Origin of the sequence: Sphingomonas phyllosphaerae 5.2, assembly GCF_000419605.1 — a bacterium.
Classification (GTDB): domain Bacteria; phylum Pseudomonadota; class Alphaproteobacteria; order Sphingomonadales; family Sphingomonadaceae; genus Sphingomonas; species Sphingomonas phyllosphaerae_B.
Genome location: NZ_ATTI01000001.1, coordinates 3,218,811 through 3,241,471 on the forward strand (window position 1 = coordinate 3,218,811; position 22,661 = coordinate 3,241,471).

19 protein-coding genes are annotated in these 22,661 nt (G+C 70.0%); 2 read left to right on the forward strand and 17 right to left on the reverse strand.

The features are described from left to right. The first annotated feature begins 248 nt into the window (after positions 1-248). Positions 249-1,121 carry a MipA/OmpV family protein gene (locus SPHPHY_RS0115280; protein ID WP_022687560.1) on the forward strand — a complete coding sequence of 291 codons (873 nt, stop codon included), beginning with the start codon at positions 249-251 and terminating at the stop codon, positions 1,119-1,121. Here SPHPHY_RS0115280 and SPHPHY_RS0115285 read toward each other — a convergent pair. Both SPHPHY_RS0115285 and argS read right to left on the reverse strand, forming a co-directional pair. Beyond that, positions 1,111-1,845 carry an SPOR domain-containing protein gene (locus tag SPHPHY_RS0115285; protein WP_022687561.1) on the reverse strand — a complete coding sequence of 245 codons (735 nt, stop codon included), beginning with the start codon at positions 1,843-1,845 and terminating at the stop codon, positions 1,111-1,113. The genes SPHPHY_RS0115280 and SPHPHY_RS0115285 overlap by 11 nt on opposite strands. Next, positions 1,845-3,572, reverse strand: coding sequence for an arginine--tRNA ligase (gene argS, locus SPHPHY_RS0115290; protein WP_022687562.1), 1,728 nt, complete (start codon positions 3,570-3,572; stop codon positions 1,845-1,847). The genes SPHPHY_RS0115285 and argS overlap by 1 nt, the downstream gene beginning before the upstream one ends. A 152-nt stretch (positions 3,573-3,724) precedes the next feature. On the opposite strand from argS, the gene SPHPHY_RS20340 reads away from it, so the two are divergent. Then, positions 3,725-4,006 (forward strand): hypothetical protein, encoded by a 282-nt coding sequence (locus tag SPHPHY_RS20340; RefSeq protein ID WP_022687563.1) that lies wholly within the window; start codon positions 3,725-3,727, stop codon positions 4,004-4,006. Positions 4,007-4,320: 314 nt separating this feature from the next. On the opposite strand, the gene SPHPHY_RS0115300 is transcribed toward SPHPHY_RS20340, so the two are convergent. From SPHPHY_RS0115300 to SPHPHY_RS0115375, 15 genes are all read right to left on the reverse strand, one after another. Then, positions 4,321-5,484, reverse strand: a complete 1,164-nt coding sequence (locus SPHPHY_RS0115300) for a deoxyguanosinetriphosphate triphosphohydrolase (RefSeq protein ID WP_022687564.1) — start codon at positions 5,482-5,484, stop codon at positions 4,321-4,323. A gap of 1 nt (position 5,485) precedes the next feature. Then, positions 5,486-7,438, reverse strand: coding sequence for an SPOR domain-containing protein (locus SPHPHY_RS20345; RefSeq protein WP_156025112.1), 1,953 nt, complete (start codon positions 7,436-7,438; stop codon positions 5,486-5,488). 307 nt (positions 7,439-7,745) lie between these two features. Beyond that, a complete protein-coding gene (gene ftsZ / locus SPHPHY_RS0115315) occupies positions 7,746-9,257 on the reverse strand; it encodes a cell division protein FtsZ (protein ID WP_022687567.1) in 1,512 nt (503 codons plus the stop codon). Positions 9,258-9,374: 117 nt separating this feature from the next. Beyond that, positions 9,375-10,634 (reverse strand): cell division protein FtsA, encoded by a 1,260-nt coding sequence (ftsA, locus tag SPHPHY_RS0115320; protein ID WP_022687568.1) that lies wholly within the window; start codon positions 10,632-10,634, stop codon positions 9,375-9,377. Positions 10,635-10,646: 12 nt separating this feature from the next. Continuing rightward, on the reverse strand, positions 10,647-11,636 hold the full coding sequence (locus SPHPHY_RS0115325) for a cell division protein FtsQ/DivIB (RefSeq protein WP_022687569.1): 990 nt from the start codon (positions 11,634-11,636) through the stop codon (positions 10,647-10,649). Beyond that, positions 11,633-12,604 (reverse strand): D-alanine--D-alanine ligase, encoded by a 972-nt coding sequence (locus SPHPHY_RS0115330; RefSeq protein WP_022687570.1) that lies wholly within the window; start codon positions 12,602-12,604, stop codon positions 11,633-11,635. The genes SPHPHY_RS0115325 and SPHPHY_RS0115330 overlap by 4 nt, the downstream gene beginning before the upstream one ends. After that, positions 12,601-13,509 (reverse strand): UDP-N-acetylmuramate dehydrogenase, encoded by a 909-nt coding sequence (murB, locus tag SPHPHY_RS0115335; protein ID WP_022687571.1) that lies wholly within the window; start codon positions 13,507-13,509, stop codon positions 12,601-12,603. The genes SPHPHY_RS0115330 and murB overlap by 4 nt, the downstream gene beginning before the upstream one ends. Next, on the reverse strand, positions 13,506-13,700 hold the full coding sequence (locus SPHPHY_RS20350) for a hypothetical protein (protein ID WP_156025113.1): 195 nt from the start codon (positions 13,698-13,700) through the stop codon (positions 13,506-13,508). Before SPHPHY_RS20350 ends, murB begins: the two co-directional genes overlap by 4 nt. Next, complete coding sequence (gene murC, locus SPHPHY_RS0115345; RefSeq protein WP_022687573.1) at positions 13,697-15,112, reverse strand: UDP-N-acetylmuramate--L-alanine ligase; 1,416 nt, start codon at positions 15,110-15,112, stop codon at positions 13,697-13,699. The genes SPHPHY_RS20350 and murC overlap by 4 nt, the downstream gene beginning before the upstream one ends. Next, positions 15,109-16,269, reverse strand: a complete 1,161-nt coding sequence (gene murG / locus SPHPHY_RS0115350; protein WP_022687574.1) for an undecaprenyldiphospho-muramoylpentapeptide beta-N-acetylglucosaminyltransferase — start codon at positions 16,267-16,269, stop codon at positions 15,109-15,111. The genes murC and murG overlap by 4 nt, the downstream gene beginning before the upstream one ends. Continuing rightward, positions 16,266-17,507 (reverse strand): FtsW/RodA/SpoVE family cell cycle protein, encoded by a 1,242-nt coding sequence (locus tag SPHPHY_RS0115355; RefSeq protein WP_022687575.1) that lies wholly within the window; start codon positions 17,505-17,507, stop codon positions 16,266-16,268. Before SPHPHY_RS0115355 ends, murG begins: the two co-directional genes overlap by 4 nt. Continuing rightward, on the reverse strand, positions 17,504-18,805 hold the full coding sequence (gene murD / locus SPHPHY_RS0115360) for a UDP-N-acetylmuramoyl-L-alanine--D-glutamate ligase (protein WP_022687576.1): 1,302 nt from the start codon (positions 18,803-18,805) through the stop codon (positions 17,504-17,506). The genes SPHPHY_RS0115355 and murD overlap by 4 nt, the downstream gene beginning before the upstream one ends. Continuing rightward, on the reverse strand, positions 18,802-19,872 hold the full coding sequence (gene mraY, locus SPHPHY_RS0115365; RefSeq protein ID WP_022687577.1) for a phospho-N-acetylmuramoyl-pentapeptide-transferase: 1,071 nt from the start codon (positions 19,870-19,872) through the stop codon (positions 18,802-18,804). Before mraY ends, murD begins: the two co-directional genes overlap by 4 nt. 1 nt (position 19,873) lies before the next feature. Continuing rightward, positions 19,874-21,244: a UDP-N-acetylmuramoyl-tripeptide--D-alanyl-D-alanine ligase gene (locus tag SPHPHY_RS0115370; protein WP_022687578.1), complete on the reverse strand. Its 1,371-nt coding sequence runs from the start codon at positions 21,242-21,244 to the stop codon at positions 19,874-19,876. Continuing rightward, positions 21,241-22,656, reverse strand: coding sequence for a UDP-N-acetylmuramoyl-L-alanyl-D-glutamate--2,6-diaminopimelate ligase (locus tag SPHPHY_RS0115375; protein ID WP_028056986.1), 1,416 nt, complete (start codon positions 22,654-22,656; stop codon positions 21,241-21,243). Before SPHPHY_RS0115375 ends, SPHPHY_RS0115370 begins: the two co-directional genes overlap by 4 nt. Positions 22,657-22,661 lie beyond the last annotated feature (5 nt).

Consider the following 22,661-nt stretch of genomic DNA (forward strand, 5'->3'; position numbering starts at 1 on the left):
GGCGCCGGGCCAATGCAAGAAGGGAGTGATGCTTTGCATCGTCACCGACGCGCGACACCGTACGCCGCCCGGATCCGTTACCGCCGAAGACGGTCGCCCGTGGAAGGCGGTTCAGCGTGTTGCTTGCCTGCATGTGGCGGTGCGTAGCGACGGTGCTGCGCTCCTCGTCGGGCGGCCTTCCGCGGCGATCACGGCCCCCCGCCTGATCGGGTGTGTGCCCTGGCAAGGTCGGTAACGGAGGATCACGGATGCGCGTTTCGGGTTGCTGGGCTTGCCTGTTCGTCACGATGCTCGCCACGCCTGCCTTCGCGCAGGATGCGCCTCCGCCGGCCGATCCCGGCGCGCTGCAATCGACCACGCCGGATGATGTCCCTCCGCCGATCGTGCCGACGCGCATCCAGATCGGCGCTGGCCCGCAATGGCAGCCATGGTTCCCCGGCGACGACCAGCGGCGGCTCAGCCCGTGGTTCAGCCTGTCACGCGCGCGGGGCGACACGCCGTTCGCGTTCGGCGCGCCCGACGACGGCACCAACCTGACGTTGCTCCGCCGCGGCACCACCGAATTCGCAATCGCGGTGCGCCGCGAAGGTCGTCGGCGCGGTGGCGACCTCGTCCCCGGCCTGCCCGGCGTCGGCCGCACGCTCGAACTCGGCGGATCGGTGGAAACGTGGTTCAGCGACAATGTGCGCGGGCGCGGCGACGTGCGCAAAGGCATCAACGGCCACAACGGCTGGGCCAGCCAGCTCGGCATGGACTATGTACGGCGCGACGGCGATCGCTGGCTGGTCTCGCTCGGGCCGCGCGTACTGCTGGGTGACGGGCGCTATCAGCGCGCGTGGTTCGGCGTCGACGACCGCGCCGCCGCGGCGACGGGGCTTCAGCAATATACCCCCAAGGCGGGGCTACGCTCGGTCGCGGCGACCGGCAGCGCGTCGATGGAGATCACGTCGCACTGGGGGATCGAGGGGCAGGTCACCTACGAGCGGCTGGTGGGCGACGCCGCGCATTCGCCGATCATCCGCCGCGCCGATTCGGCGACGCAGCTACAGGTCGCGATCGGGCTGCATTATACCTTCTCGGTGCGGCTGCCCGACCGCGGGATCTTCCGCCTCATCCGGTGACGAAGCAATTCTCGCCCGCCAGCTTCAGCCGCGCGCACAGGTCGCCCGCCGCCGCGGCGTTGCCGGCGTCGACCCGGAGCCGATAGACGGTGCGTCCCTTCACCACCGCCGGCTGCACGACCTTGTTGAGGGTCGCGACATAGCCGAAGCGACGTGCGATCTGGCTCCATGCGCTATTGGCGACCGCTTCGCTGGGGAAGGCGCCCAGTTGCACCAACGCCCCGCCCGATGCCGAGCCGGGCACGTGCGCCGCGGGGGCGCCGACCGGGCGTTGCGCGCGTAGCGGGGCGCTCGCCTGCGGCACCGCGACGCTGGCCGACGCGCTGCCGGAGGCGGTGGCGCTCGGCGTCGCCACCGGTGCGGTGGCGCGCGCGACCGGCGCCTCGGGCACCTGCGCCAGATCGATCGCCGCATCGGTGTGGCTGCCGGCGCTCGCCGCGATCGCCGAATCGCCTTCGCCGATCACCTTCATCCCGCCCGGTTCGTCGGGGCGCACCTTATAGTCGCCCGCCGGTGCCGCGATCAGTCGCCCGTCGCCGCCGCTGGCGTCGAACTTCCACTTGTACAGCCCGAACAGGATCGCGGCGAGCAGCAGCAGCCCGATCGTGACCAGCGCCACGATCCGCCCGACCGGCACCGCATAGGGATCGTCGGCCTCGACGGTATCGAGCCACGGCAGGCGATCCGCGTCGCTCATCCGGCCGATCGGCTCCCCCTCACGCATCAGTGCATCTCCGCAACCGCCTCCACCCCCATGATGGCGAGACCGTTGCGGATAATCTGCCCGATCGCCGCCGCCAAGGACAGTCGCGCGGCGGTGACGGCGTGATCGTCGGGCACCAGGAAGCGGCGATCCGGGCGGTCGTTGCCGGCATTCCACAGTGCATGGAATTCGGCGGCAAGATCATAAAGATAAAAGGCGATCCGGTGCGGCTCGCGCGCCGCCGCGGCGGTCTCCACCACCCGTGGGAACTGGCTGGCCAACCGCACCAGCGCCAGCTCCTCCGTATCAAGCCGGGACAGATCGGCGCTCTCCGCCGCGATCCCGGCCTCGGCGGCGCGGCGATGCAGCGAATGGACGCGGGCGTGCGCGTATTGAACGTAGAAGACCGGGTTCTCCTTCGACGCCTCGACCACCTTGGCGAAGTCGAAGTCCATCTGCGCGTCCGACCGCCGCGTCAGCATCGTGAAGCGCACCACGTCCTTGCCGACCTCGCGCACCACGTCGGCCAGCGTCACGAAATTGCCCGCGCGCTTCGACATCTTCACCGGCTCGCCGCCGCGCAGCAGCCGCACCATCTGCACCAGCTTCACGTCGAAGCGCGTCTTGCCGTCGGTCAGCGCCGCCACCGCCGCCTGGATGCGCTTCACCGTGCCGGCGTGATCCGCGCCCCAGATGTCGATCAGCTGGTCGGCGCGCTCTGCCTTCTGGAAGTGATACGCCATGTCCGCACCGAAATAGGTCCAGCTGCCGTTCGACTTGCGGATCGGCCGATCCTGATCGTCGCCGTACCTGGTGGAGCGGAACAACGGCAGCTCGACCGGCTCCCAATCCTCCGGCGTGTCACCCTTCGGCGCCTCCAGCACGCCGTCGTAGATCAGGTCGCGCGCGCGCAGTACCGCCTCGGCCGCCTCGGGCTTGCCCGCCGCCTGCAATTCCGCTTCCGACGAGAAGAGGTCGTGGTGGATGCCCAGCAGCGCCAGGTCGTCCTTGATCAGCACCAGCATCGCCGCCACCGCGCGGGTGCGGAACAGCGCCAGCCACTCGTCCTCCGGCGCGGCGGCGTAGCGATCGCCGAATTCCTGCGCCAGCGCCTGCCCGACCGGGACCAGATAGTCGCCGGGATACAGCCCCTCCGGAATGGCGCCGACATCCTCGCCGAGCGCCTCGCGGTACCGAACGTGCGCCGACCGCGCGAGCACGTCGACCTGCCCGCCGGCGTCGTTGACGTAATATTCGCGGATCACCTTGTTTCCGGCGAATTCCAGCAGGCTGGCGAGTGCGTCGCCAACCACCGCGCCGCGGCAATGCCCCATGTGCATCGGCCCGGTCGGGTTGGCGGAGACATATTCGATGTTCACCGTCACGCCCTGCCCGCGTGCCGAGCGCCCGTAATCCGCACCCTCGCCGCCGATCGTCGCGATTTCGGCGCGCCAGACATCGTCGTGCAGCCGCAGGTTGATGAACCCCGGCCCCGCCACCGACACCTCTGCCACTTCCGGCAACGCGCGCAACTCGCCCGCCAGCGCCTCGGCCAGCACGCGCGGGTTGGTGCCGGCAGGCTTTGCCAGCACCATCGCCGCGTTGGTCGCGAGGTCGCCGTGCGTCGCATCGCGCGGCGGCTCGACCGTCACGTTGCGGCGATCGAGGTCGGCGGGCAGCGTGCCCGCGGCGGTCAGCGCATCGAGCGCGGCATCCACATAAGCGGTGAAACGGGTGAAAAGCGTCATGCCGCCGCGCTTAGCCGAAGGGCGATCCGGACGCAAAATCCGTGAAGGCACCGTGCAGCAACTGCAACGACGAATGCGTCACGCGCAGTTGCGATGGTGCGACGCAACATGGATGCTGCACCGCATCAATCGTAGACAGGGAAGATAGACCGATGCGCTCGCTGACCATCCTCGCCGCCGCCGCCGCCGTCCTGCTGCCCGCCACTGCATTTGCTGCGACCGGGGAGCGCAGCTTCACGCGCGACGGTCACACCTATGTCTATACCCTCACCCCGAACGACGACGGCACCACGCTGATCCAGGGGCATGAGGTCGGCAGCGATTCGCGCTTCCGCCTCACCGTCAACGGCACGCGCGTCTCCGGCCAGGCCAACGGCCGCACCGTCTCGTTCCGCGCCAGCCGCCCGCTGGGAACCGCTGTCGCCAGCAACTGATCGGTCGCGGATCGCTGCTCTGGTGGAAAACCGGGGAGCGATCCGCCATCGCCTGCCGGGTTGCACCTCCGGGTGCGCTCGCGATCGGCCCGGAAAGGGATCGGAACCCGCACCGGGTCAGGAGCGACGGTAAAACAACGACCTGCAACGGCTCACTGCCTGTCGCAGGATCACATGGGCCCCATCCCTGCCCGTCATTGCGAGCGTAGCGAGGCAATCCAGGGCGTCCTGGTCCGACTCTGGACTGCTTCGCGCGCTCGAAATGACGAACGTTGCGCTGCAACGCGCGTTGCCTCGCCCTAAAAATCCTCGCCCTAAAAACCCTCGGGCAGATCGATCGGCCCGACGACCTCGCGATACCGCGACACCGCGTAGCGATCGGTCATCCCCGCGATGAAATCGGCGATGTGGCGGCTGACCCCCGGCTCGCCCTTCGGCAACCGCAGCCGCCATTCCTCCGGCAGCAGCCCCGGATCGCCGCGATACGCCGCAAACAGTGCGGACACGACGCGCTGCGCCGCCGATGCCGCCTCCAGCTGGCGGGGATGATGATACAGATTGGCGTACATGAAGCGCTTCAACGTGCGCTCCGCCGTCGCCATCGCCGGCGAGAAACCGATCAGCGCACGCCCGGCCGCCCGCACGTCCTCGACACTCCCCACCGCCGCGTCCGCGATCCGCGCGCGCGATTCAGCGATCAGGTCGTTGACCATCGCGCCGATCTGGCTGCGGATCAGCTCACCTGCCAGCCGTTCGCGCGGCAGGTCGGGGAAGCGTGCGTCGACCCGCCGCCACCCGTCCGCAACCAACGGCACGGCCTCGATCTGCTCCAGCGTCAGAAGCCCGGCGCGCAGCCCGTCGTCGATATCGTGATTGTCATAGGCGATGTCGTCGGCCAGCGCCGCCACCTGCGCCTCCAGCGAGGCATGGCTGGTCAGTTCCAGTCGCGCCTCGGCATCCGCCGCGGCCAGCGCCCATGGCGGCACCGCGATCGGCCCGTTGTGCTTGGCCAGCCCCTCCAGCGTTTCCCATGTCAGGTTCAGCCCCGGCCAGCGCGGATAGGGGCGCTCGATCCGCATCAGCGTGCGCAACGTGTGGCCGTTGTGATCGAATCCGCCCGCGTCGCGCATCGCCTGACGCAGCGCATCTTCCCCGGCGTGGCCAAACGGTGGGTGGCCGATGTCGTGGGCCAGGCACAGCGCCTCGGTCAGGTCCTCGTTCAGCCCCAGCACGCGCGCGATCGTCCGCCCGATCTGCGCCACCTCCAGGCTGTGGGTCAGGCGGACGCGGAAGTGGTCGCCGTCGGGGGCCAGGAACACCTGCGTCTTGTGGCGCAGCCGCCGGAAGCTGATCGAGTGGATGATCCGGTCGCGGTCGCGCTGGAACGCGTCGCGCGGGCCGCGATCGGCGCTCTCCTCGGGGTGGAGCCGCCCGCGGCTGCGCGCCGGGTCCGACGCCCACGGCGCGCATTCCGCCATGTTACTTCCCGCCCAGCCGCGTCATCTTCTGGCCGGCCTCGCTGGTAAAGGTGAAGGCGGAGAGCCCCTGCTTCTTCAGCGTGTTGACCATCGCACGTGCTTCCGCCTCGGTCTTGAACGGCCCGGTCACCAGCCGGTTCGTCGCGCGGTTGGCGACGCTGAAGGCGCGCTTGCCGGCCAGCGCGTCGGCTTTGCCCTGCGCCCCCTTCCACGCCTTCGGCAAATCACCGGCGTTCGCGCCGCTGGCGATCTGCACCCAGATCCGCTCGGGCTCGGCGCGCGCCGCCTTCTTCTCGGCGGCCTCCTTGGCGGCGACTTCCTTCTTCACCTTTTCTGCGGCGAGTTCCTTCGCGCGTGCCTTGCGATCGAGCGGCTTGTCGGTGGCCTTGGGCGTCGGCTTCGCAACCGGCGTCTCCTCGGCTTCGATCACCGGGGCCTTTTGTGCGACGCGCTTCGCGGCAGCGAGCCGCGGGCGCTTCTGCTCGTCGGCGGCGGCGTTGCGCTCGGCGGTCTGCGCGGCTTCATCCAGCGTCGCGGCCGCCGGCGCGGGTGGCGCGACGACCGGCATGCGCTGCGCGCCCGGCATCGGCCTGACCCCCAGTTCGGTGGCTGGCACGGAAATTCCCGCGACGATCCGCGCAAGGATCGAATCCTCGCTGATCCGCGGCACCGCACGCAACGGCGGCGGCGTGATGCGGCGCGCCGGGCGCGGCACCGGCGCGGCCGTGGCTGCGCTCGCCAATTGCGTCGGCGTGGGCGTCGAACGCAGCGGCGCAGCCGTGGTGGCGGGAACCGGGACCGGAGCGGGTGTCGCCTGCGCCACCTGCGTCGGAACCGGCTGCCGTTCCGGGGTAGAGGGGGCCGCGGCCGGCACCGGATCCGGCACGGCGCGCGTGGTCGTCGGCACCGTCTGTACCATCTGCGGTGTCGGCGTCGTGCTCTGCACCGGCGCGGGCTGCGCCGTCGCGGCCGGGCGCGACGGCGTCGGTATCGAGGTCGGCACGCGCGTGTTCGCCGCGGCGAGCTGCACCGCGCGATCGCGCTTGCGCTGCTCGCTACGCGACAGCCGCTTCTGCGGCAGCGGCTGCACCACCGGCGCGGCGGCCACCTGCACCGGCGCAGGCGCGACCGCCAGCGGCGTCAACGCCGGCACCATCCGCGCGTCCGCCAGCCGTGCCGCGGTCGGCGCCACTTCGCCGAAATGCACTGCGAACGCCCGGTCGACCGGCGACAGCGTCGGCAGCCGCTGGAAGAAGGCCGCCAGCCCGCCCGCCATGCCGCGCGGCATCATGCTCGATGCGATCTTGTTCGCACCGGACACGTCGCCGTTCATCGCCAGGATGAAGGCACGCGCACGCCACGCCCCGCGATCCGACTTGCGTAGCAGCGTGTCGATCTCCGCCAGCGCCTCCTCCTGGCGGCCCGAAATCCCCAGCGACAATGCATAGCGGCGGCGCGTCTCGTCCAGTTCGCCCGCGTCGCGCCCGCCTTGCGACAGCGCCAGTCGATAATCCTGCTGCGCGCGCGCCTGCTCGCCGATCAGGTCGTATGCCAGCCCGCGGTCGTCGGCATAGTGCGCCATCGGCGCGCCGTGCCGCTGCGCCTGCTCGAAGAAGCGCAGCGCCTCGCCCGGACGCTCGCCGTTGACCAGGATGCGCGCGATCCCGGCCTTGATCCGGCCGTTGTTGGGATCGATTGCCTCACCGCGCTTGTAGAAGGCGGCGGCGGCAGTCGCATCGCCCAGCGCGAACGACAGGTCGCCTGCCTCGATCAGCGCCGACAGGTCGCGCGGCGATGCGCCCAGCCGGCGGACGACGTCGGCCAGCCGGTCGGCATCCGGGTTGGCGGCAGCGACCACTTCCTGCGCGTGCGCGGTGACACCCGGCAGCGGTAGCGTGGCCAAAACTACGGCCAGCCCGCGCGTGAAGGCAGCACGTCGTTGAGATCGCGTCATGCGCGCTGCTCCCGGCGCGCGCGGTGGCGCGACCGGCAACGGGGCCCGGCACCGGGCCGGAGGGTCTTGGCGACCGGAACGGAGAAGCGGTACGTGTCGGTCATGGCCGTGGTGGCGAAGCATTCCTGGGTCCGGCGCATACGCGCAGCGTGTGCCGCGACGTTAGCAACGACGGACGGGAGGGAGGTCATCGCGCCATAGAGCCGCCGGCGGCTGAACCGGCAATGACATGGCCGGCAGGCGTGCGACGAAACGAGCCAACGCGGCGATGCACGGCGATTGCCGGCATCGCCGTGCGGGTCTCGGGTTACTGGTTGTTCTGGCGGTGCAGGAAGCGCGGCAGGTCGCCTGGCTCGCGACCCTCGTCGTCGGCCACGCGGCCACCGGCATTGCGGGTCGCGTTCTGCATGCGCTCGAACAGCGTGCCGCCCAGCTTCACGCGCGGTGCAGCGGGTGCCTCTTCCTCGCCGCTCGGCGACAGGAAGCGGCGACGTGCCGGATCGCCGGCGGCGGGCGCAGGCGCGGGCGCAGCGGCGGGCATCAGCGACTCGGCACCGAGCACCAGTTCGTCCTCGTTCGGACGCGCCGGCGACGGGTCGATGCCGGCGCCCGCATTGGCGGGTGGCACGCCTTCGGCCATCGCACCGGCGGCGGCGCCGCTCGGCTGCTGCGGCGGAACGGCGGAGGCCGGCTCGTAGGCGGTCGGCTGCGAGGCGGCGCTCGGCTGCGCGGCCGGCGCGGGAGCGGCGGCGGTCGGTGCCGGGGTCGGCTCCGCACGGCGCGGGGCCGAGAAGCTGAACGTGCGCGGCGGCTCCGACGGGGCGCTTGCCGCGGCCGGAGCGGCGCTCTGTCCGACACTCTCTATGCCGGTCGCGACCACCGAGACGCGGATCTTGCCTTCCAGCTCCGGGTTGAACGCCGAACCCCAGATGATGTTGGCGTCGGGATCGACCAGCTCGCGGATGTGGTTCGCGGCCTCGTCGACCTCTAGCAGGCGCATGTCGTCGCCGCCGGTGATCGAGACGATGACGCCCTTGGCGCCCTGCATCGACACGCCGTCGAGCAGCGGGTTGGCGATCGCCTTCTGCGCAGCGATCAGTGCGCGGTCGTCGCCTTCCGCCTCGCCGGTGCCCATCATCGCCTTGCCCATCTCCTGCATCACCGATCGGACGTCGGCGAAATCGAGGTTGATGAGGCCGGGCATGACCATCAGGTCCGTGATGCCGCGCACGCCCTGCTGCAGCACCTCGTCCGCCATTTCGAACGCCTGCTTGAAGGTCGTGTTCGCATTGGCGACCAGGAACAGGTTCTGGTTCGGGATCACGATCAGCGTGTCGACGAACTTCTGCAGCTCCTCGATACCGGCATCGGCCGAACGCGAGCGGCGCGCGCCCTCGAAGCTGAACGGCTTGGTCACGACGCCGACCGTCAGTATCCCCATGTCGCGCGCCGCCTTGGCGATGACCGGGGCCGCGCCGGTGCCGGTGCCGCCGCCCATGCCCGCGGCGATGAAGCACATGTGGCTGCCTTCGAGCAGGCGCGACAGTTCCTCGATCGTCTCCTCGGCGGCCGCGCGCCCGATTTCGGGGCGGCTACCCGCGCCCAGGCCCTGCGTGATCTTGGCGCCGAGCTGGATCTTCTGGTCGGCCTCCGACTGCTTCAGCGCCTGCGCGTCGGTGTTGGCGACCAGGAAGTTCACGCCCTGCACGTCGGCGCGCATCATGTTCGCGATCGCATTGCCGCCGGCGCCGCCCACGCCCACCACCGTGATCCGGGGGGTCAGGTCGTCGACGTCGGGGGTGATGAATTCGATGCTCATCGCAAACTTACTCCGTCCGCCCGCATCGCAGATCGTGGTAACGGGCCGTTTACACCGATGTGCAACATGCTGGCGCGCGGCGAAAGAGGAAACACCGCGAAACGCCCTGCTGTTGCGTCAATAATTTGCCTTGGCGGCCTGAACCAGCTTCCAGAAGCCGCGCAAGCCCCGCTGCCGGTGCACCATCTGCTGCGTCGGCACCAGCCCGCGCAGGTCGATCGGATCGCTCGCCGCGAAAAACGCCAGCCCCGCCAGCGTCGCGAATCCCGGTCCGGCATGCGCCTCCGGCAACCCCGTCAGCCCGCGCGGCCGCCCGATCCGCACCGACCGACCCAGCGCCTGCTGCGCATAATCGGCGATGCCCTTCAACTCCGCGCCGCCGCCGGTCAGCACCACCTGCCGCCCGACCGGCCCTTCGAACTTCAATTCCTTCAGCGCCGCCTGGATCTCGCCGACCAGATGCTCCAGCCGCTGGCGGATCACCGCGATCAGCGCCGCCTTGGTGATCTGGAGCGCTTCCGAATCCTCTTCCTGCGTCCGCTCGCGGATCGTCACCATCTCGTGGTTGTCGCGCGGCGAAGCGTTGGCGGAGCCGTGGAAACACTTGATCCGCTCCGCCTGCAGGCGCGTCGTCCCGAAGGCGCTCGCGATGTCGTCGGTGATGTCCGCCGCGCCGAACGGCAGCGACTTGAGCCCGACCAGCATCGAGCCCGCGAACAGCGACACGTTGGTGATGCCCGCCCCGATCTCGACCAGCGCCACGCCCAGGTCGCGCTCCTCGCCGGTCAGGCAGGCCAGCCCGGTCGCGACCGGAGCGGCGATGATCGACTTCACCTCCAGATGCGCCGAGCGAACACACAGGTCGAGGTTGCGCACCGGCGATCCGTCCGCCGCGATGACGTGGATGTGCACGCCCAGCCGGTCGGCATGCAGCCCCAGCGGCTTCTTCACGCCGGTCAGCCCGTCGAGCGTGTAGAGCGCCGGCTGCGCGTGCAGCACCATCCGCCCCTGCGGATCGATCGACTGGCGACCTTCGTGGAGCAGCGCGTCGATATCGGCCTGCTCGATCCGCATCCCGCCCAGTTCGGCCTCGATGAACGCCTCGTCGCTCACCAGTCCGCCGGCCGAGAAGCCCGCCCAGACGTTCTCGATATTGAAGCCGGCGATCCGCTCGGCCTGCTCCACCGCCTCGCGCACCGCGACTTCGGTCGCGTCCATGTCGGCGATATAGCCGCGCTTCACGCCGCGGCTCTCGCGCTGGCCGGTGCCCAGCACCACCAGTTCGCCGCCGTCGCCCTTCTGCGCGATCATCGCCGATACCTTGGACGATCCGATATCGAGCGCGGTTATCAAGCCGTCCGGTGCTGCCTTCGCCATCGCCTTACCCCCTCATGCCTCGCCGGACCGCAACGCTTCCCCGGCGCGCGCCTCGGTGATCGTGTTGTTATCGCCCGTCACGTTGCTGCCCGCTACGGTCGCCGCAGCGGCGGGCGGATCGTTGCGCCCGTCGTCCGCCACCTGCTGCTTGTCCTGCCCGGCGCGGCGCGCATACATCTTGGCGGGATCGCGCATGTCGAACCGCAGCCAGCCCTTGCCGAGCAGCGGATCGGCGCCGTCCATCTGCGCGAACTTGATCAGCGCCTGCGGTGCGCCGTCCTGCGGCAGCGCCAGCGTCTCGCCGGTCGTGAAGGTCAGGTCCCAGCGGCGGTTGCCGACCCAGGTCGCGGCGCGGATGCGCGGGCGCAGCGCGGGCGCGGCGGCGAGCAGCGCCTGATAACCCGGCTCCTGCTGGTCGGCGCCCGGCCCGATCACCAGCGGCAGGTCCGGCATCCGCGACGGATCGACCGGCGCCAGCAAGCGCCCGGTATCGTCGATCAGCGTCAATTGTCCGTGGTCCTGCCAGATCGCCGCCGGCTCGCGCTCGGTGATGTGGATCACCAGCCGGTCGGGCAGCCGGCGCGCGACATAGGCATCGGACACCCAGCCATAGGCCAGCAACCGCTCGCGCACGCGCTCCAGGTCGACGCGCAGCATCGCGCGGCTCGACTGATCCTCCAGCGCGACGGCATACACCGTCTCGCGGTCCATCCGCTTCAACCCGGTGATGTCGACCTGCTCGACGCGCAGCCCCGCACGCCCGGCCGCCTCGGCGATGCCGGCGCCGATCGCCTGCGGCACGCCCAGCACGTTGGCGACGAACAGCGTCGCGACGCCGACGCCGCCCAGCACCGTCCACGTCACCGCCTTGCGGAGCGTGTCCTCGCCGATCGGCAGCTTGGCAAGCAACCGGTCGCCCAGCGATGCCTTGGGGACGCGCCGGCGGGTACCCGCGGCGCGGCGCGGCGGCGGCGTGGCGCCACGCTTGATCGTACGGCTCATAGCGGCGCGGCCCCGGCCGTCGGCCCGGCAACCGATCCGGCCATCGCCTCGTCGACGATCGCCTGCACCAGCGCGGGATAGCTCATGCCGGTATGCCGCGCCTGTTCGGGAACGAGGCTCAGCGGCGTCATCCCCGGTTGCGTGTTGACCTCCAGCAGGAACAGCCCGTCGACACCGCGCTCGTCGTCCCAGCGGAAGTCCGACCGGCTTGTCCCCCGGCACCCCAGCACGCGATGCGCCTGCAATGCCAGCGCCATGCACGCCTGCGTGATCTCGTCGGGAATTTCGGCGGGAAAGACGTGCTCGGTCATCCCGTCGGTATATTTGGCATCGTAATCGTACCAGCCCGATTTCGGCCGCAACTCGGTGACGCCCAGCGCGCGGGGGCCGTCGACTCCGCCCAGCACCGCCGTGGTCAGCTCGCGCCCGCGGACGTAGGGCTCGGCCAGCAGCTCGTCGAATTCCTGCCACGGCCCGGTCGCGTCGCGCGCGATCGGGTTGCCGTAATTGCCCGCATCGGTGACGATCGCGACGCCCACCGACGAGCCTTCGTTGACCGGCTTCAGCACATAGGGGCGCGGCAGCGGATCGCCCTCGTGCACCTCCGCCGACGTGACGATCCGGCCACCCGGCATCGGCACGCCCGCGGGCACCAGCACCTGCTTGGTCAGTACCTTGTCGATCGCGATCACGGAGGTGGCGAGCCCCGAATGGGTATAACGCACCCCCATCAGGTCCATCATCCCCTGCACGCTGCCGTCCTCGCCGGGGGTGCCGTGCAGCGCGTTGAAGACCAGATCGGGAGCCGTCGCGGCCAGCCGTGCGGCGACGTCGCGGCCCATGTCGATCCGTGTGACGCGGTGCCCCAGCGATTCGAGCGCATCGGCCACGCCATTCCCCGACGACAGCGACACTGCGCGCTCCGCCGACCACCCGCCCATCAGGACCGCGATATGAAGCGCCGTCATGCTGCCTCTCCGTTTTCGGAAGCAACGCCCACGCGCTGAATCTCCCACTCCAGTTCGATCCCGCTCGCCGCCTTCACGCGCGCCCGCACGTCCTCGCCCAGCGCCTCGATCTCCGCGCTGGACGCCGTGCCGAGGTTCAGCAGGAAATTCGTATGCTTCTCGCTCACCTGCGCATCGCCGCGCCGCAGACCGCGGCAGCCTGCGGCATCCACCAGCGCCCACGCCTTGTGGCCGTCGGGGTTCTTGAACGTGGATCCGCCGGTCTTCGAACGCAACGGCTGCGACGCCTCGCGTGCGGCCGCGATCCGGTCCATCTCCGCCTGGATCCCCGCGGGCTCGCCCGGCGTCCCGCGGAATGTCGCGGCGATTACCAGCGCACCCGCCGGCAGCGCCGAATGGCGATAGGTATAGCCGAGATCGCCGACCGCGATCGTCCGCCGCTCGCCCGAACGCAGCACCACCTCGGCCTCCACCAGCACGTCGGCGGTTTCGCGGCCATAGGCGCCGCCGTTCATCCGCACGAACCCGCCGACCGTGCCGGGGATCGAGCGCAGGAATTCCAGACCCGCCACACCGGCGTCGCGCGCGGTCGAGGAGACGAGGATGCCGCTCGCCCCGCCGCCGCAGCGCAGTGTCGTCGCATCCAGCGCCGTCACGCCCGCGAACGGCTTGCCGAGCCGGATCACGACCCCCGGCACCCCGCCGTCGCGCACGATCAGGTTCGATCCCAGCCCCAGCGCCAGCACCGGCACCGCCGGGTCCAGCCCGCGCAGGAAATCGGCGAGATCATCGGCGTCGGCCGGCTCGAACAGCCATTGCGCCGCGCCGCCGGCCTTGAACCAGACGAGCGGCGCCAGCGGCGCGTGCGCGGTCAGGCGGCCGCGGACGGCGGGCAATTCGCTCACCGCGCGTCGGCTTTCGACGGTGCGACGCGCCGGCGCTGCGCCCGGGCCTGCCACGCCGCCGTGGTCGCCTCCTGCGCCATCATCAGCGCCGCGCCTGCGTCGGTCGGCACCCGCCCGAATTCCCGCGCGCTGCGCTGCCTGTCCAGCCGCTGCTTTTGCCAGCCGGTCGCGGCCTCGAACCCGGCGGTCACGCGCGTTCCCCGATCGCGCTCGCCAGGCCCGCGGCCCATTTGGTGATGTCGCCCGCGCCCAGGCAGATCACCTGATCGCCCGCGCGGATCTCGCCCGCGAGTTCGTCGGCCAGCGCGGCGGCGTCGGCGACCACCGCCGCCTGCCGGTGCCCGCGGTCGCGCAGCCCGGCGACCAGCGCCTCGGCATCGACGCCGGGCATCGGCGCCTCGCCGGCGGCGTAGACCGGGGTGACATAGACGAGGTCGGCGTCATTGAACGCGCCGCGGAAGTCCTCCATCAAATTGCCGAGCCGCGAATAACGGTGCGGCTGCACCACCGCGATCACGCGCCCTTCCGCCGACTCGCGCGCCGCGGCCAGCACGGCGCGGATCTCGACCGGGTGATGCCCGTAATCGTCGACGATCGTGGCGACGCCGCCGTCGACGGGCACCTCGCCGACCTTAGTGAAGCGCCGTTTCACACCCGTGAACCGCTCGAACCCCTTGCTGATCGTCGCGTCGTCGATCCCCAGTTCCAGCGCGACGCCGATCGCGGCCAGCGCATTCTGCACATTGTGCCGCCCCGGCATCGGCAGGTCGATGCCCTCGATCGAGCGCACTCCGCCATCGCGTGCGCGGATCTGCGCCTCGAACCGGTTGCCGCCGGGATAGGGGGTCACGTTCACGCCGCGCACATCCGCCGACGCCGCAAAGCCGTAAGTCACGATCCGCCGGTCGCGCACGCGCGGGATCAGCGCCTGCACCTCCGGATGATCGAGGCACAGCAAGGCCGCGCCGTAGAAGGGCACGTTCTCGACGAACTCGACATACGCGTCCTTGGCGCGCTCGAAGCTGCCGTAATGGTCGAGGTGTTCGGGATCGATGTTGGTGACCACCGCGATCGTGCCGTCCAGCCGCAGGAAGCTGCCGTCGCTCTCGTCTGCCTCCACCACCATCCAGTCGCTCGCGCCCAGCCGCGCGTTCGAGCCGTAGCTGTTGATGATCCCGCCGTTGATGACGGTCGGGTCGACCCCACCGGCATCCAGCAGCGCCGCGACCATCGAGGTCGTCGTGGTCTTGCCGTGCGTCCCAGCCACCGCGACCGTCGATTTCAGCCGCATCAGCTCGGCCAGCATCTCGGCGCGCCGCACCACCGGGATACGGTTGCGCAATGCCGCCTCGACCTCCGGGTTGCCGCGCTTCACCGCGGTCGAGGTGACGACCACCGCCACGCCCTCCACGTTGGCGGCGTCGTGCCCGATCGTCACCGCGATGCCGCGCGCGCGCAGCCCCTCGACCACATAGCCCTCGGCCACGTCGGAGCCCTGCACCTTGTAGCCCAGATTGTGCATCACCTCGGCGATCCCGGACATGCCGATCCCGCCGACGCCGACGAAGTGGATCGTCCCGATATCGGTCGCGACGCCCTTCATGCGAACGCCCGCTTCGTTTGCGCCTTGCCCACCATCACGCGTGCCTTGGGCGCGTCGAGGCTTTCGACCAGGTCGGCGAGGTCGGTGACGGCATGCGGCGCCCCGCACGACCGCGCGCGCGTGGCGGCGTTGCCGAGGGCTTCGGGATCGAGTCCGAGTTTCTGCATCTGCTTGGCGAGTTCCGGCGGCGTGAAGACGGTCTGCGCGATCGTGCGTGCGCCGCCCGCCGCGGTGATCTCGCGCGCGTTGGCGGTCTGGTGGTCGTCGGTCGCCGAGGGTAGCGGCACGAGGATCGCGGGGCGGCCGGCGGCGGTCAGCTCGGCGATCGTCGAAGCGCCTGCGCGCGCGATCACGATGTGCGACCAGCCGAGCTGCTCGGGCAGGTCCGGCAAATAGGTGGCGAGATCGGCGGCGATGTCGAGGCTCGCATATTTCTCGCGCACGGCGTCGATGTCCTCGACCCGCGCCTGATGCGTCACCTGCAAGCGCCGCCGGAACGCAACGGGCAATAACGCGAGACCATCCGGCACCACCTCGCTCAAAATCGACGCACCCTGGCTACCACCCGTCACCAGAACGCGGAAAATACCGTCCTCTTCCGGCACCGGATAGGGCCTGGCGCGCAGCGCCAGCACGCTTTCGCGCACCGGATTGCCGATCAGGTGCGCCTTGCTGCGGTGCCGCGGTTTCATCCGCTCGGTCTCGGCATAGCTGGTCGCGATCGCATCGACGCGCCCCGCCACCAGCCGGTTGACGCGTCCCAGCACTGCATTCTGTTCGTGCACCGCAGTCGGGATGCCGCTTGCGAATGCCGCCGAAAGTGCTGGAAACGCCGGGTAACCGCCAAAGCCGATCACCGCTGCGGGGCGGAACGTGCGGTATAGCTCGCGCGCCATGCTGCGCCCCTGCACCATCAGCCGCGCCGCCTTTGCCCAGCCGATCGGCCCGCCGGCGAAGCGACCTGCGGGGATGACGTGCGTCTGCACATCCTCGAAAAGTCCCGGGAACCGCACCCCCCGTGCATCGCTCACCAACGCAACCCTATGACCGCGCTTCGTTAATTCCGCCGCCAGCGCCGCGGCCGGCACCATGTGCCCGCCGGTCCCGCCGGCGGCGAGTACGTAGTGGCGAGGGCGAAAGTCGCGGACCTGCGTCATTCGGCGCTCCAGCGTTGCTGCGCGATATAAGGACTGCGGAGCAGGAACGGGTTGCGGCGCGTGAACGCCAGCAGCAAGCCCATGCCCATCGACAAGGCGACCATCGACGACCCGCCATAGCTGATGAACGGCAGCGTCATGCCCTTCGACGGCGCCAGCCCGGTGTTGACCGCCATCGACACCAGCGCCTGCGCGCCGAACTGCACCGCCAGCCCGGAAGCCGCGAGCAGCCGGAACGGATCCTGCTCATCAAGCAATTTCACGAACACCCGCACCACGATCGCAAGGAACGCGAGCGCGACGATCATACACGCCAGCAACCCGAATTCCTCGCCGATCACCGAGAAGATATAGTCGGTATGCGCCTCGGGCAGCCCGAATTTCACGGTGCCGCCGCCCGGACCTGTTCCGAACCACCCGCCCGACGTCAGCGTGTTGTGCGCGGCGTTCGTCTGGAAGTGATCCGCCGCCCCTTCGCCTTCGACACTCGGGAACAGGAACGCGTCGATCCGCTTCCGCGCGGTGCTGTAGAACAAATATGCAGCGACAAGCGCGACCGGGATCATCGACAGGAACCCGACGATCACGCGCGTCGGCGTGCCCGCGATCACCACCAGCGCCAGCCAGATCGTGCAGAAGATCACCGTCTGCCCGAAATCGGGCTGGAGCATCAGCAGCACCGCGATCACGCCGGTCAAACCGGCGGTGATCGCGGTCACCGGCAGCTCGGCGTCGCGCGACTTGAACGACAGCAGCCATGCGACCGTAACGACGAAGAACGGCTTCAGGAATTCCGATGGCTGGAACTGCGCAAACCCGAACCCGACCCAGCGGCGCGCGCCGTTCACGCTGACGCCGACGAACGGCACGAACACCATCAACGCGATGCATACCGCCGCACCGATCAGCGACATGCGGCGCGCCATCGTCAGCGGCAGCATCGACACGCCGAACAGCACCGGCAACGACACCGCCACCCACATCGTCTGGCGCCAGAAATAATGCAGCGGCTCGAATTTCAGATGCTCGCCCGAATAGCGCATCGCGCTGGCCGGCGATCCCGCCGCGACCGCGATCAACCCGATTGCGATCAGGAACAGCGCGAGCAGCAGCAGCACGCGGTCGATGTCCCAGAACCATGTGCCGAGCGGCGACGGATCGCCGCGCCCGCCGCGGTTGCGCAGGGCGATCTTCTCGCGCGAACGCTCGCCGCGGGTGCCGGCGCGAACATCGGTCATGCCAGTTCCTCCACCGCTGCGCGGAACGCGAGCCCGCGTGCCTCGAAATCGCGGAATTGGTCGAATGACGCCGCGGCAGGCGACAGCAGCACCACGTCGCCGCGCTCCGCCTCCTGCGCCGCCAGCTTCACCGCGCGCTCCAGCGTCTCGACCTCGGCGACCGGCACCTGGCCGCGCAGCACCGCCGCGAAGCGCGGGCCGCCTTCGCCGATCGTATAGGCGCGCACGACATTGCCCAGGTGCGGAATGCACGCGTCGAGCCCGTCGCCTTTCACCTTCCCGCCGACGATCCAGTGGATGCGCGGAAAGGCCGCCAACGCCGGCGCGGCGCTCTCGGGATTGGTCGCCTTGCTGTCGTTGATCCAGGCGACGCCGTTCAGCGTCGCAACCCGCTCCATGCGGTGCGGCAGGCCGGTGAACGTTTCCAGCGCGCGCGCGACGTCGTCGGCCGTCACGCCCAGCGCCTCGGCGACCGCAACCGCCGCCTGCACGTTCTGCGCGTTATGCGGGCCTTGCAGCGACGGCCAGCGCGCCTGCTCGCCGGGCAGCGGCACGCCGTCGATGAAGCGCACGCCCATCCCCTCCGGCGCGTCGTCGAGCACGCCGAACTCCGCTTCGGCCTCATAGTCGACAACCGCAAGCTGCGCGCGCGACTGCATCGCGAAAAGCCGCGCCTTGCTCGCGGCATAACCCGCCAGCCCATCGTATCGATCGAGGTGGTCGGGCGTGACGTTCAGCAACACCGCGACCTCGCAGTCCAGCGTCCGGGTCAAATCGATCTGGTAGCTCGACAGCTCCAGCACATAGACGCCACCTTCCGGCAGCGATTCCTGCGCCAGGATCGGGAGGCCGATGTTGCCCCCCATCCGCACGGGCACGCCCGCGGTGTCGAGGATGTGGTGGACCAGCGCTGTGGTGGTCGACTTGCCGTTGGTGCCGGTAATGCCGACCACCTTGTGCGCCGGCAGGTCGGCGCGTGCCTGGGCGAACAGCTCGATATCGCCGATGACGGGCACGCCGGCCGCACGCGCCCGGGCGGCGAGCGGGTGGGTGTTGAGCGGCACCCCCGGGGAGACGACCAGCGCGTCGAACCCGGTCAGGTCCGACGCCTCCAGATTGGCGGCAGCGAACGCGTCGTCGCCGAACTCGTCCTCCAGCACGCCACACTTCACGGCATCATTGTCCCACGCCGTCACGCGCGCCCCGCCCGCGAGCAGCGCCCGAACGACCGCGGCGCCCGAGCGCGCCAGCCCGAGCACCGCATAATGCTTGCCCGCCCAGGTACGCGAAACGATCATCGTAGCTTCAACGTCGACAGGCCGGCCAGTGCCAGCACCAGCGCGATGATCCAGAAACGGATCACCACCGTCGGCTCGCTCCACCCCAATTGCTCGAAATGGTGGTGGATCGGCGCCATGCGGAAGATGCGCTTGCCGGTGCGCTTGTACCAGAACACCTGGATGATGACCGACATCGCTTCGACCACGAACAGTCCGCCGATGATCCCCAGCACGATCTCGTGATGCGAGACCACCGCGATCGTGCCCAGCGCGCCGCCCAGCGCGAGGCTGCCGGTGTCGCCCATGAACACCGCCGCGGGTGGCGCATTGTACCACAGGAACGCAAGCCCGCCGCCGATCACCGCACCGCAGAAGATCGCCAGTTCGCCAGCGCGCGGCACGTGCGGGATGCCGAGGTAATCCGCGAACTTCACATTGCCCGCGAGATAGACGATCAGCATGAACGCCACGCTGGCGATGATGACCGGCATCGTCGCGAGCCCGTCCAGCCCGTCGGTCAGGTTCACCGCATTGCCGAACGCCACGATCGTGAACGCGGCGAAGACCGGATAGAAATAGCCGAGGTCGACGAAGTAGCGGCTCGTGAACGGGAAATAGAGTCCCGAACCGTTCTCCTGCATCACGATCCACGCCGCCACGCCCGCGATCGCGAATTCGAGCAACAGGCGCACCCGGCCGGAGACGCCCGCGGTACTCGCCTTCCGTACCTTGTCGTAATCGTCGAGGAAGCCGATCGCGCCGAAACCCAGCGTGACGAACAGGCACGCCCAGACGAACGGGTTGCTCAGGTCCATCCAGATCAGCACTGCCAGCACCAGGCTGGTCAGGATCATCAGCCCGCCCATCGTCGGCGTGCCGCGCTTGGCGAGGTGCGTCTGCGGGCCGTCGGCGCGGATCGGCTGGCCCTTGCCCTGCCGTACGCGCAGCCAGCCGATGAAGCGCGGCCCGATGATCAGGCCGATCAGCAGCGCCGTCGCCACCGCGGCACCCGCGCGGAACGTCTGATAGCGGATGAGGTTGAAACCACCCTCGAAACCGAGTTGTTCGGCGATCCAGTACAGCAACTCAAGTCATCCCGTTCGCAAGGCCGCTCACCAGCCGCGACAGGCCGACGCCGTTCGAGCCCTTCACGAGCACCGCGTCGCCGGGGCGGATCAGCGCCCGCAATCGATCGAGCGCCTGGCCGGCATCCGGCACATGGACGAATTCGATCCGGCCCTCAAGCGCTTCGGCCAGCGGCGCCATCGCCTGACCGACCAGCACGGCCGTTTCGACGCGTGCCGCGACGACGTCATCGGCGAGCCCGGCATGAAAATCCGCCGAGCCGTCGCCAAGTTCGCGCATCTCGCCCAACACCGCGACGTGCCGCCCGGGCTCGCGCGCCAGCACCGCCAAGGTCGCACGCATCGACGCCGGATTGGCATTGTAGCTCTCGTCGATCACCACCGCGGCCCCGTCGCCGGCCGCGACGTCCAGCCGCGCGCCGCGGCCCGGGAGCCCGCCCAGCTCGCCCAGTGCCAGCCCGACCAGCGCCAGATCGGCACCGACCGCATCCGCCACCGCCAGCACCGCCAGCGCGTTCGACACCCAGTGCCGCCCCGGCTGCGCGATCGTAAAGTTCAGCTCGCGCCCGCCGACCTGCGCGTTGACGAAGCTGGCGCCGCCGCGCAGCACCATCGCCTCGCCCGCGCCGACGTCGGCCATGCGATCCAGCCCGAACGTGACGATCCGGCCGGCATAGGGCTTGGCGGCCTCGATCAGCCGGTCGCGATGCGGGCTTTCGTAGGGAATGATCGCAGTACCGCCCGGTTCAAGTCCGCGGAAGATCTCGCCCTTCGCATCGGCGATCGCGGCCTCGTCGGGGAAGAATTCGGTATGCGCCGGCGCGATCGCGGTCACCAGCGCGACGTGCGGGCGCACCAGCGTGGTGAGATGCGCAAGCTCGCCGGGGTGGTTCATCCCCATTTCCAGCACCGCATAATCGCTGTCGGCCGGCATCCGTGCCAGGCTGAGCGGGACGCCGGTGTGATTGTTGTAGCTCTTGACCGAGCGGTGTGCACGCGTGCCCGGCGCGCGGTCCAGCGCGGCGAACAGCGCCTCTTTGGTCGAGGTTTTCCCGACCGAACCGGTCACGCCGATCACCTTCCCGGACACCCGCGCCCGCGCGGCGCGCGCCAGATCCTCCAGCGCAGCGAACGTATCGCGGACCTGCACCGCCGGCTGCGCGCACGGCTGCGACACGATCGCCCCGCCCGCCCCTTGCGCGAAGGCCTGATCGAGGAAGCGGTGGCCGTCGGTATGCTCGCCGGTCAGTGCCACGAACAGGTCGCGCTCGCCGACCTCACGCGAATCGAAGGCGACCCCGTCGACGCTAAAGTCTGCCGTCGCCGTCCCGCCGGTCGCCGCGGCGATCTCGGCGGCGGTCCACAGCGTCATGCCGCCACCTCGCGCGCGACGGCGACGTCGTCGAACGGCAGCACCAGGTCGCCGACGATCTGCCCCTGTTCGTGCCCCTTGCCCGCGATCAGCACGATGTCGCCGCTCCGCGCCTCGGTAACCGCTGCCGCAATCGCGGAACGGCGATCGCCGATCTCGCGTGCGCCCGGTGCGCCCTCCAGCACCGCATGGCGGATCGCGGCGGGGTCCTCGCTGCGCGGATTGTCGTCGGTGACGATCACGATGTCAGCAGCTTCGTTCGCCACCTTCCCCATCGGGGTGCGCTTCCCGGGATCGCGGTCGCCGCCGGCGCCCAGCACCAGGATCAGCCGTCCCTCGACATGCGGGCGCAGCGCCGCGCATGCGGCCTCGACGGCGTCGGGGGTGTGCGCATAGTCGACATAGACCGGCGCTCCGCCGGCGGTGATCGCCGCCCGCTCCAGCCGCCCGCGTACCGGCTGCAACCGTGCCAGCCCAGCGATCGTCTGCGCGACATCTCCGCCGGTCGCGATCACCAGCCCGGCCGCGATCAGCGCATTGGCGGCCTGATATCCACCGATCAGCGGCAGCGTGACGTGATGATCGCGCCCCTCGGCATGGATCGTCATTCCCTGCCCCAGCAGCGTCGGCGCGCGCGCCACCAGCCGCAGGTCGTCGCCGTGCTCGCCGACCGAAAAGACGCGGTTACCGCGCTCGCGCGCGAGGTCGATCACGCGTTCCGAATTCGCATCGTCGACCCACACCACCGCGGTGCCGTCGTCCGCCAGCACCTGCGCGAACAGTCGCAGCTTGGCAGTGAAATACGCTGCCATGTCGCCGTGATAATCGAGATGGTCGCGGCTGAGATTGGTGAACGCCGCCGCGCGCACCGGCAGTCCCTCGGTGCGATATTGGCTCAACCCGTGACTCGACGCCTCGAACGCCAGGTGCGTCACGCCCTCGCGCGCCAGCCCGGCGACGTTCGACAGGAACGTCACCACGTCCGGCGTGGTCAGTCCGGTCACGACCCGCTCGTCGGCAGTGGCGACACCCAGTGTCCCGATCGACGCGGCGTGCTGCCCCGCCATCCGCCACAGCTGCCGCGTCATCTCGACGGTCGAGGTCTTGCCGTTGGTGCCGGTCACCGCCACGGCGGTCGGCGGGAACGGCGCGAAGAACCGCGCCGCCAGCCGTGCGAACGCCTCGCGCGGATTATAGTCGCGGATATGCAGCGCGCCCTCGACGCGCGCCTCGGGCCGGGCGACCACCGCGATCGCCCCGGCCTCGACCGCCGCCGGGATGTAATCCTCGCCGTTCACCCGCGCACCCTCGAACGCGCCGAAGATCGTGCCGGGCGCCACCTTGCGATGGTCGATGGCGAACCCGGTGACCGCCACCTCGCCGCCGCCGTCGACCAGTTGCGAAAGCCTCATGCCGC

Coding starts and splice junctions, on each gene's coding strand:
- SPHPHY_RS0115280 (WP_022687560.1), top strand. CDS start 249: ATGCGCGTTTCGGGTTGCTGGGCTTGCCTGTTCGTCACGATGCTCGCC.
- SPHPHY_RS0115285 (WP_022687561.1), bottom strand. CDS start 1,845: ATGCGTGAGGGGGAGCCGATCGGCCGGATGAGCGACGCGGATCGCCTG.
- argS (WP_022687562.1), bottom strand. CDS start 3,572: ATGACGCTTTTCACCCGTTTCACCGCTTATGTGGATGCCGCGCTCGAT.
- SPHPHY_RS20340 (WP_022687563.1), top strand. CDS start 3,725: ATGCGCTCGCTGACCATCCTCGCCGCCGCCGCCGCCGTCCTGCTGCCC.
- SPHPHY_RS0115300 (WP_022687564.1), bottom strand. CDS start 5,484: ATGGCGGAATGCGCGCCGTGGGCGTCGGACCCGGCGCGCAGCCGCGGG.
- SPHPHY_RS20345 (WP_156025112.1), bottom strand. CDS start 7,438: ATGACGCGATCTCAACGACGTGCTGCCTTCACGCGCGGGCTGGCCGTA.
- ftsZ (WP_022687567.1), bottom strand. CDS start 9,257: ATGAGCATCGAATTCATCACCCCCGACGTCGACGACCTGACCCCCCGG.
- ftsA (WP_022687568.1), bottom strand. CDS start 10,634: ATGGCGAAGGCAGCACCGGACGGCTTGATAACCGCGCTCGATATCGGA.
- SPHPHY_RS0115325 (WP_022687569.1), bottom strand. CDS start 11,636: ATGAGCCGTACGATCAAGCGTGGCGCCACGCCGCCGCCGCGCCGCGCC.
- SPHPHY_RS0115330 (WP_022687570.1), bottom strand. CDS start 12,604: ATGACGGCGCTTCATATCGCGGTCCTGATGGGCGGGTGGTCGGCGGAG.
- murC (WP_022687573.1), bottom strand. CDS start 15,112: ATGAAGGGCGTCGCGACCGATATCGGGACGATCCACTTCGTCGGCGTC.
- murG (WP_022687574.1), bottom strand. CDS start 16,269: ATGACGCAGGTCCGCGACTTTCGCCCTCGCCACTACGTACTCGCCGCC.
- SPHPHY_RS0115355 (WP_022687575.1), bottom strand. CDS start 17,507: ATGACCGATGTTCGCGCCGGCACCCGCGGCGAGCGTTCGCGCGAGAAG.
- murD (WP_022687576.1), bottom strand. CDS start 18,805: ATGATCGTTTCGCGTACCTGGGCGGGCAAGCATTATGCGGTGCTCGGG.
- SPHPHY_RS0115370 (WP_022687578.1), bottom strand. CDS start 21,244: ATGACGCTGTGGACCGCCGCCGAGATCGCCGCGGCGACCGGCGGGACG.
- SPHPHY_RS0115375 (WP_028056986.1), bottom strand. CDS start 22,656: ATGAGGCTTTCGCAACTGGTCGACGGCGGCGGCGAGGTGGCGGTCACC.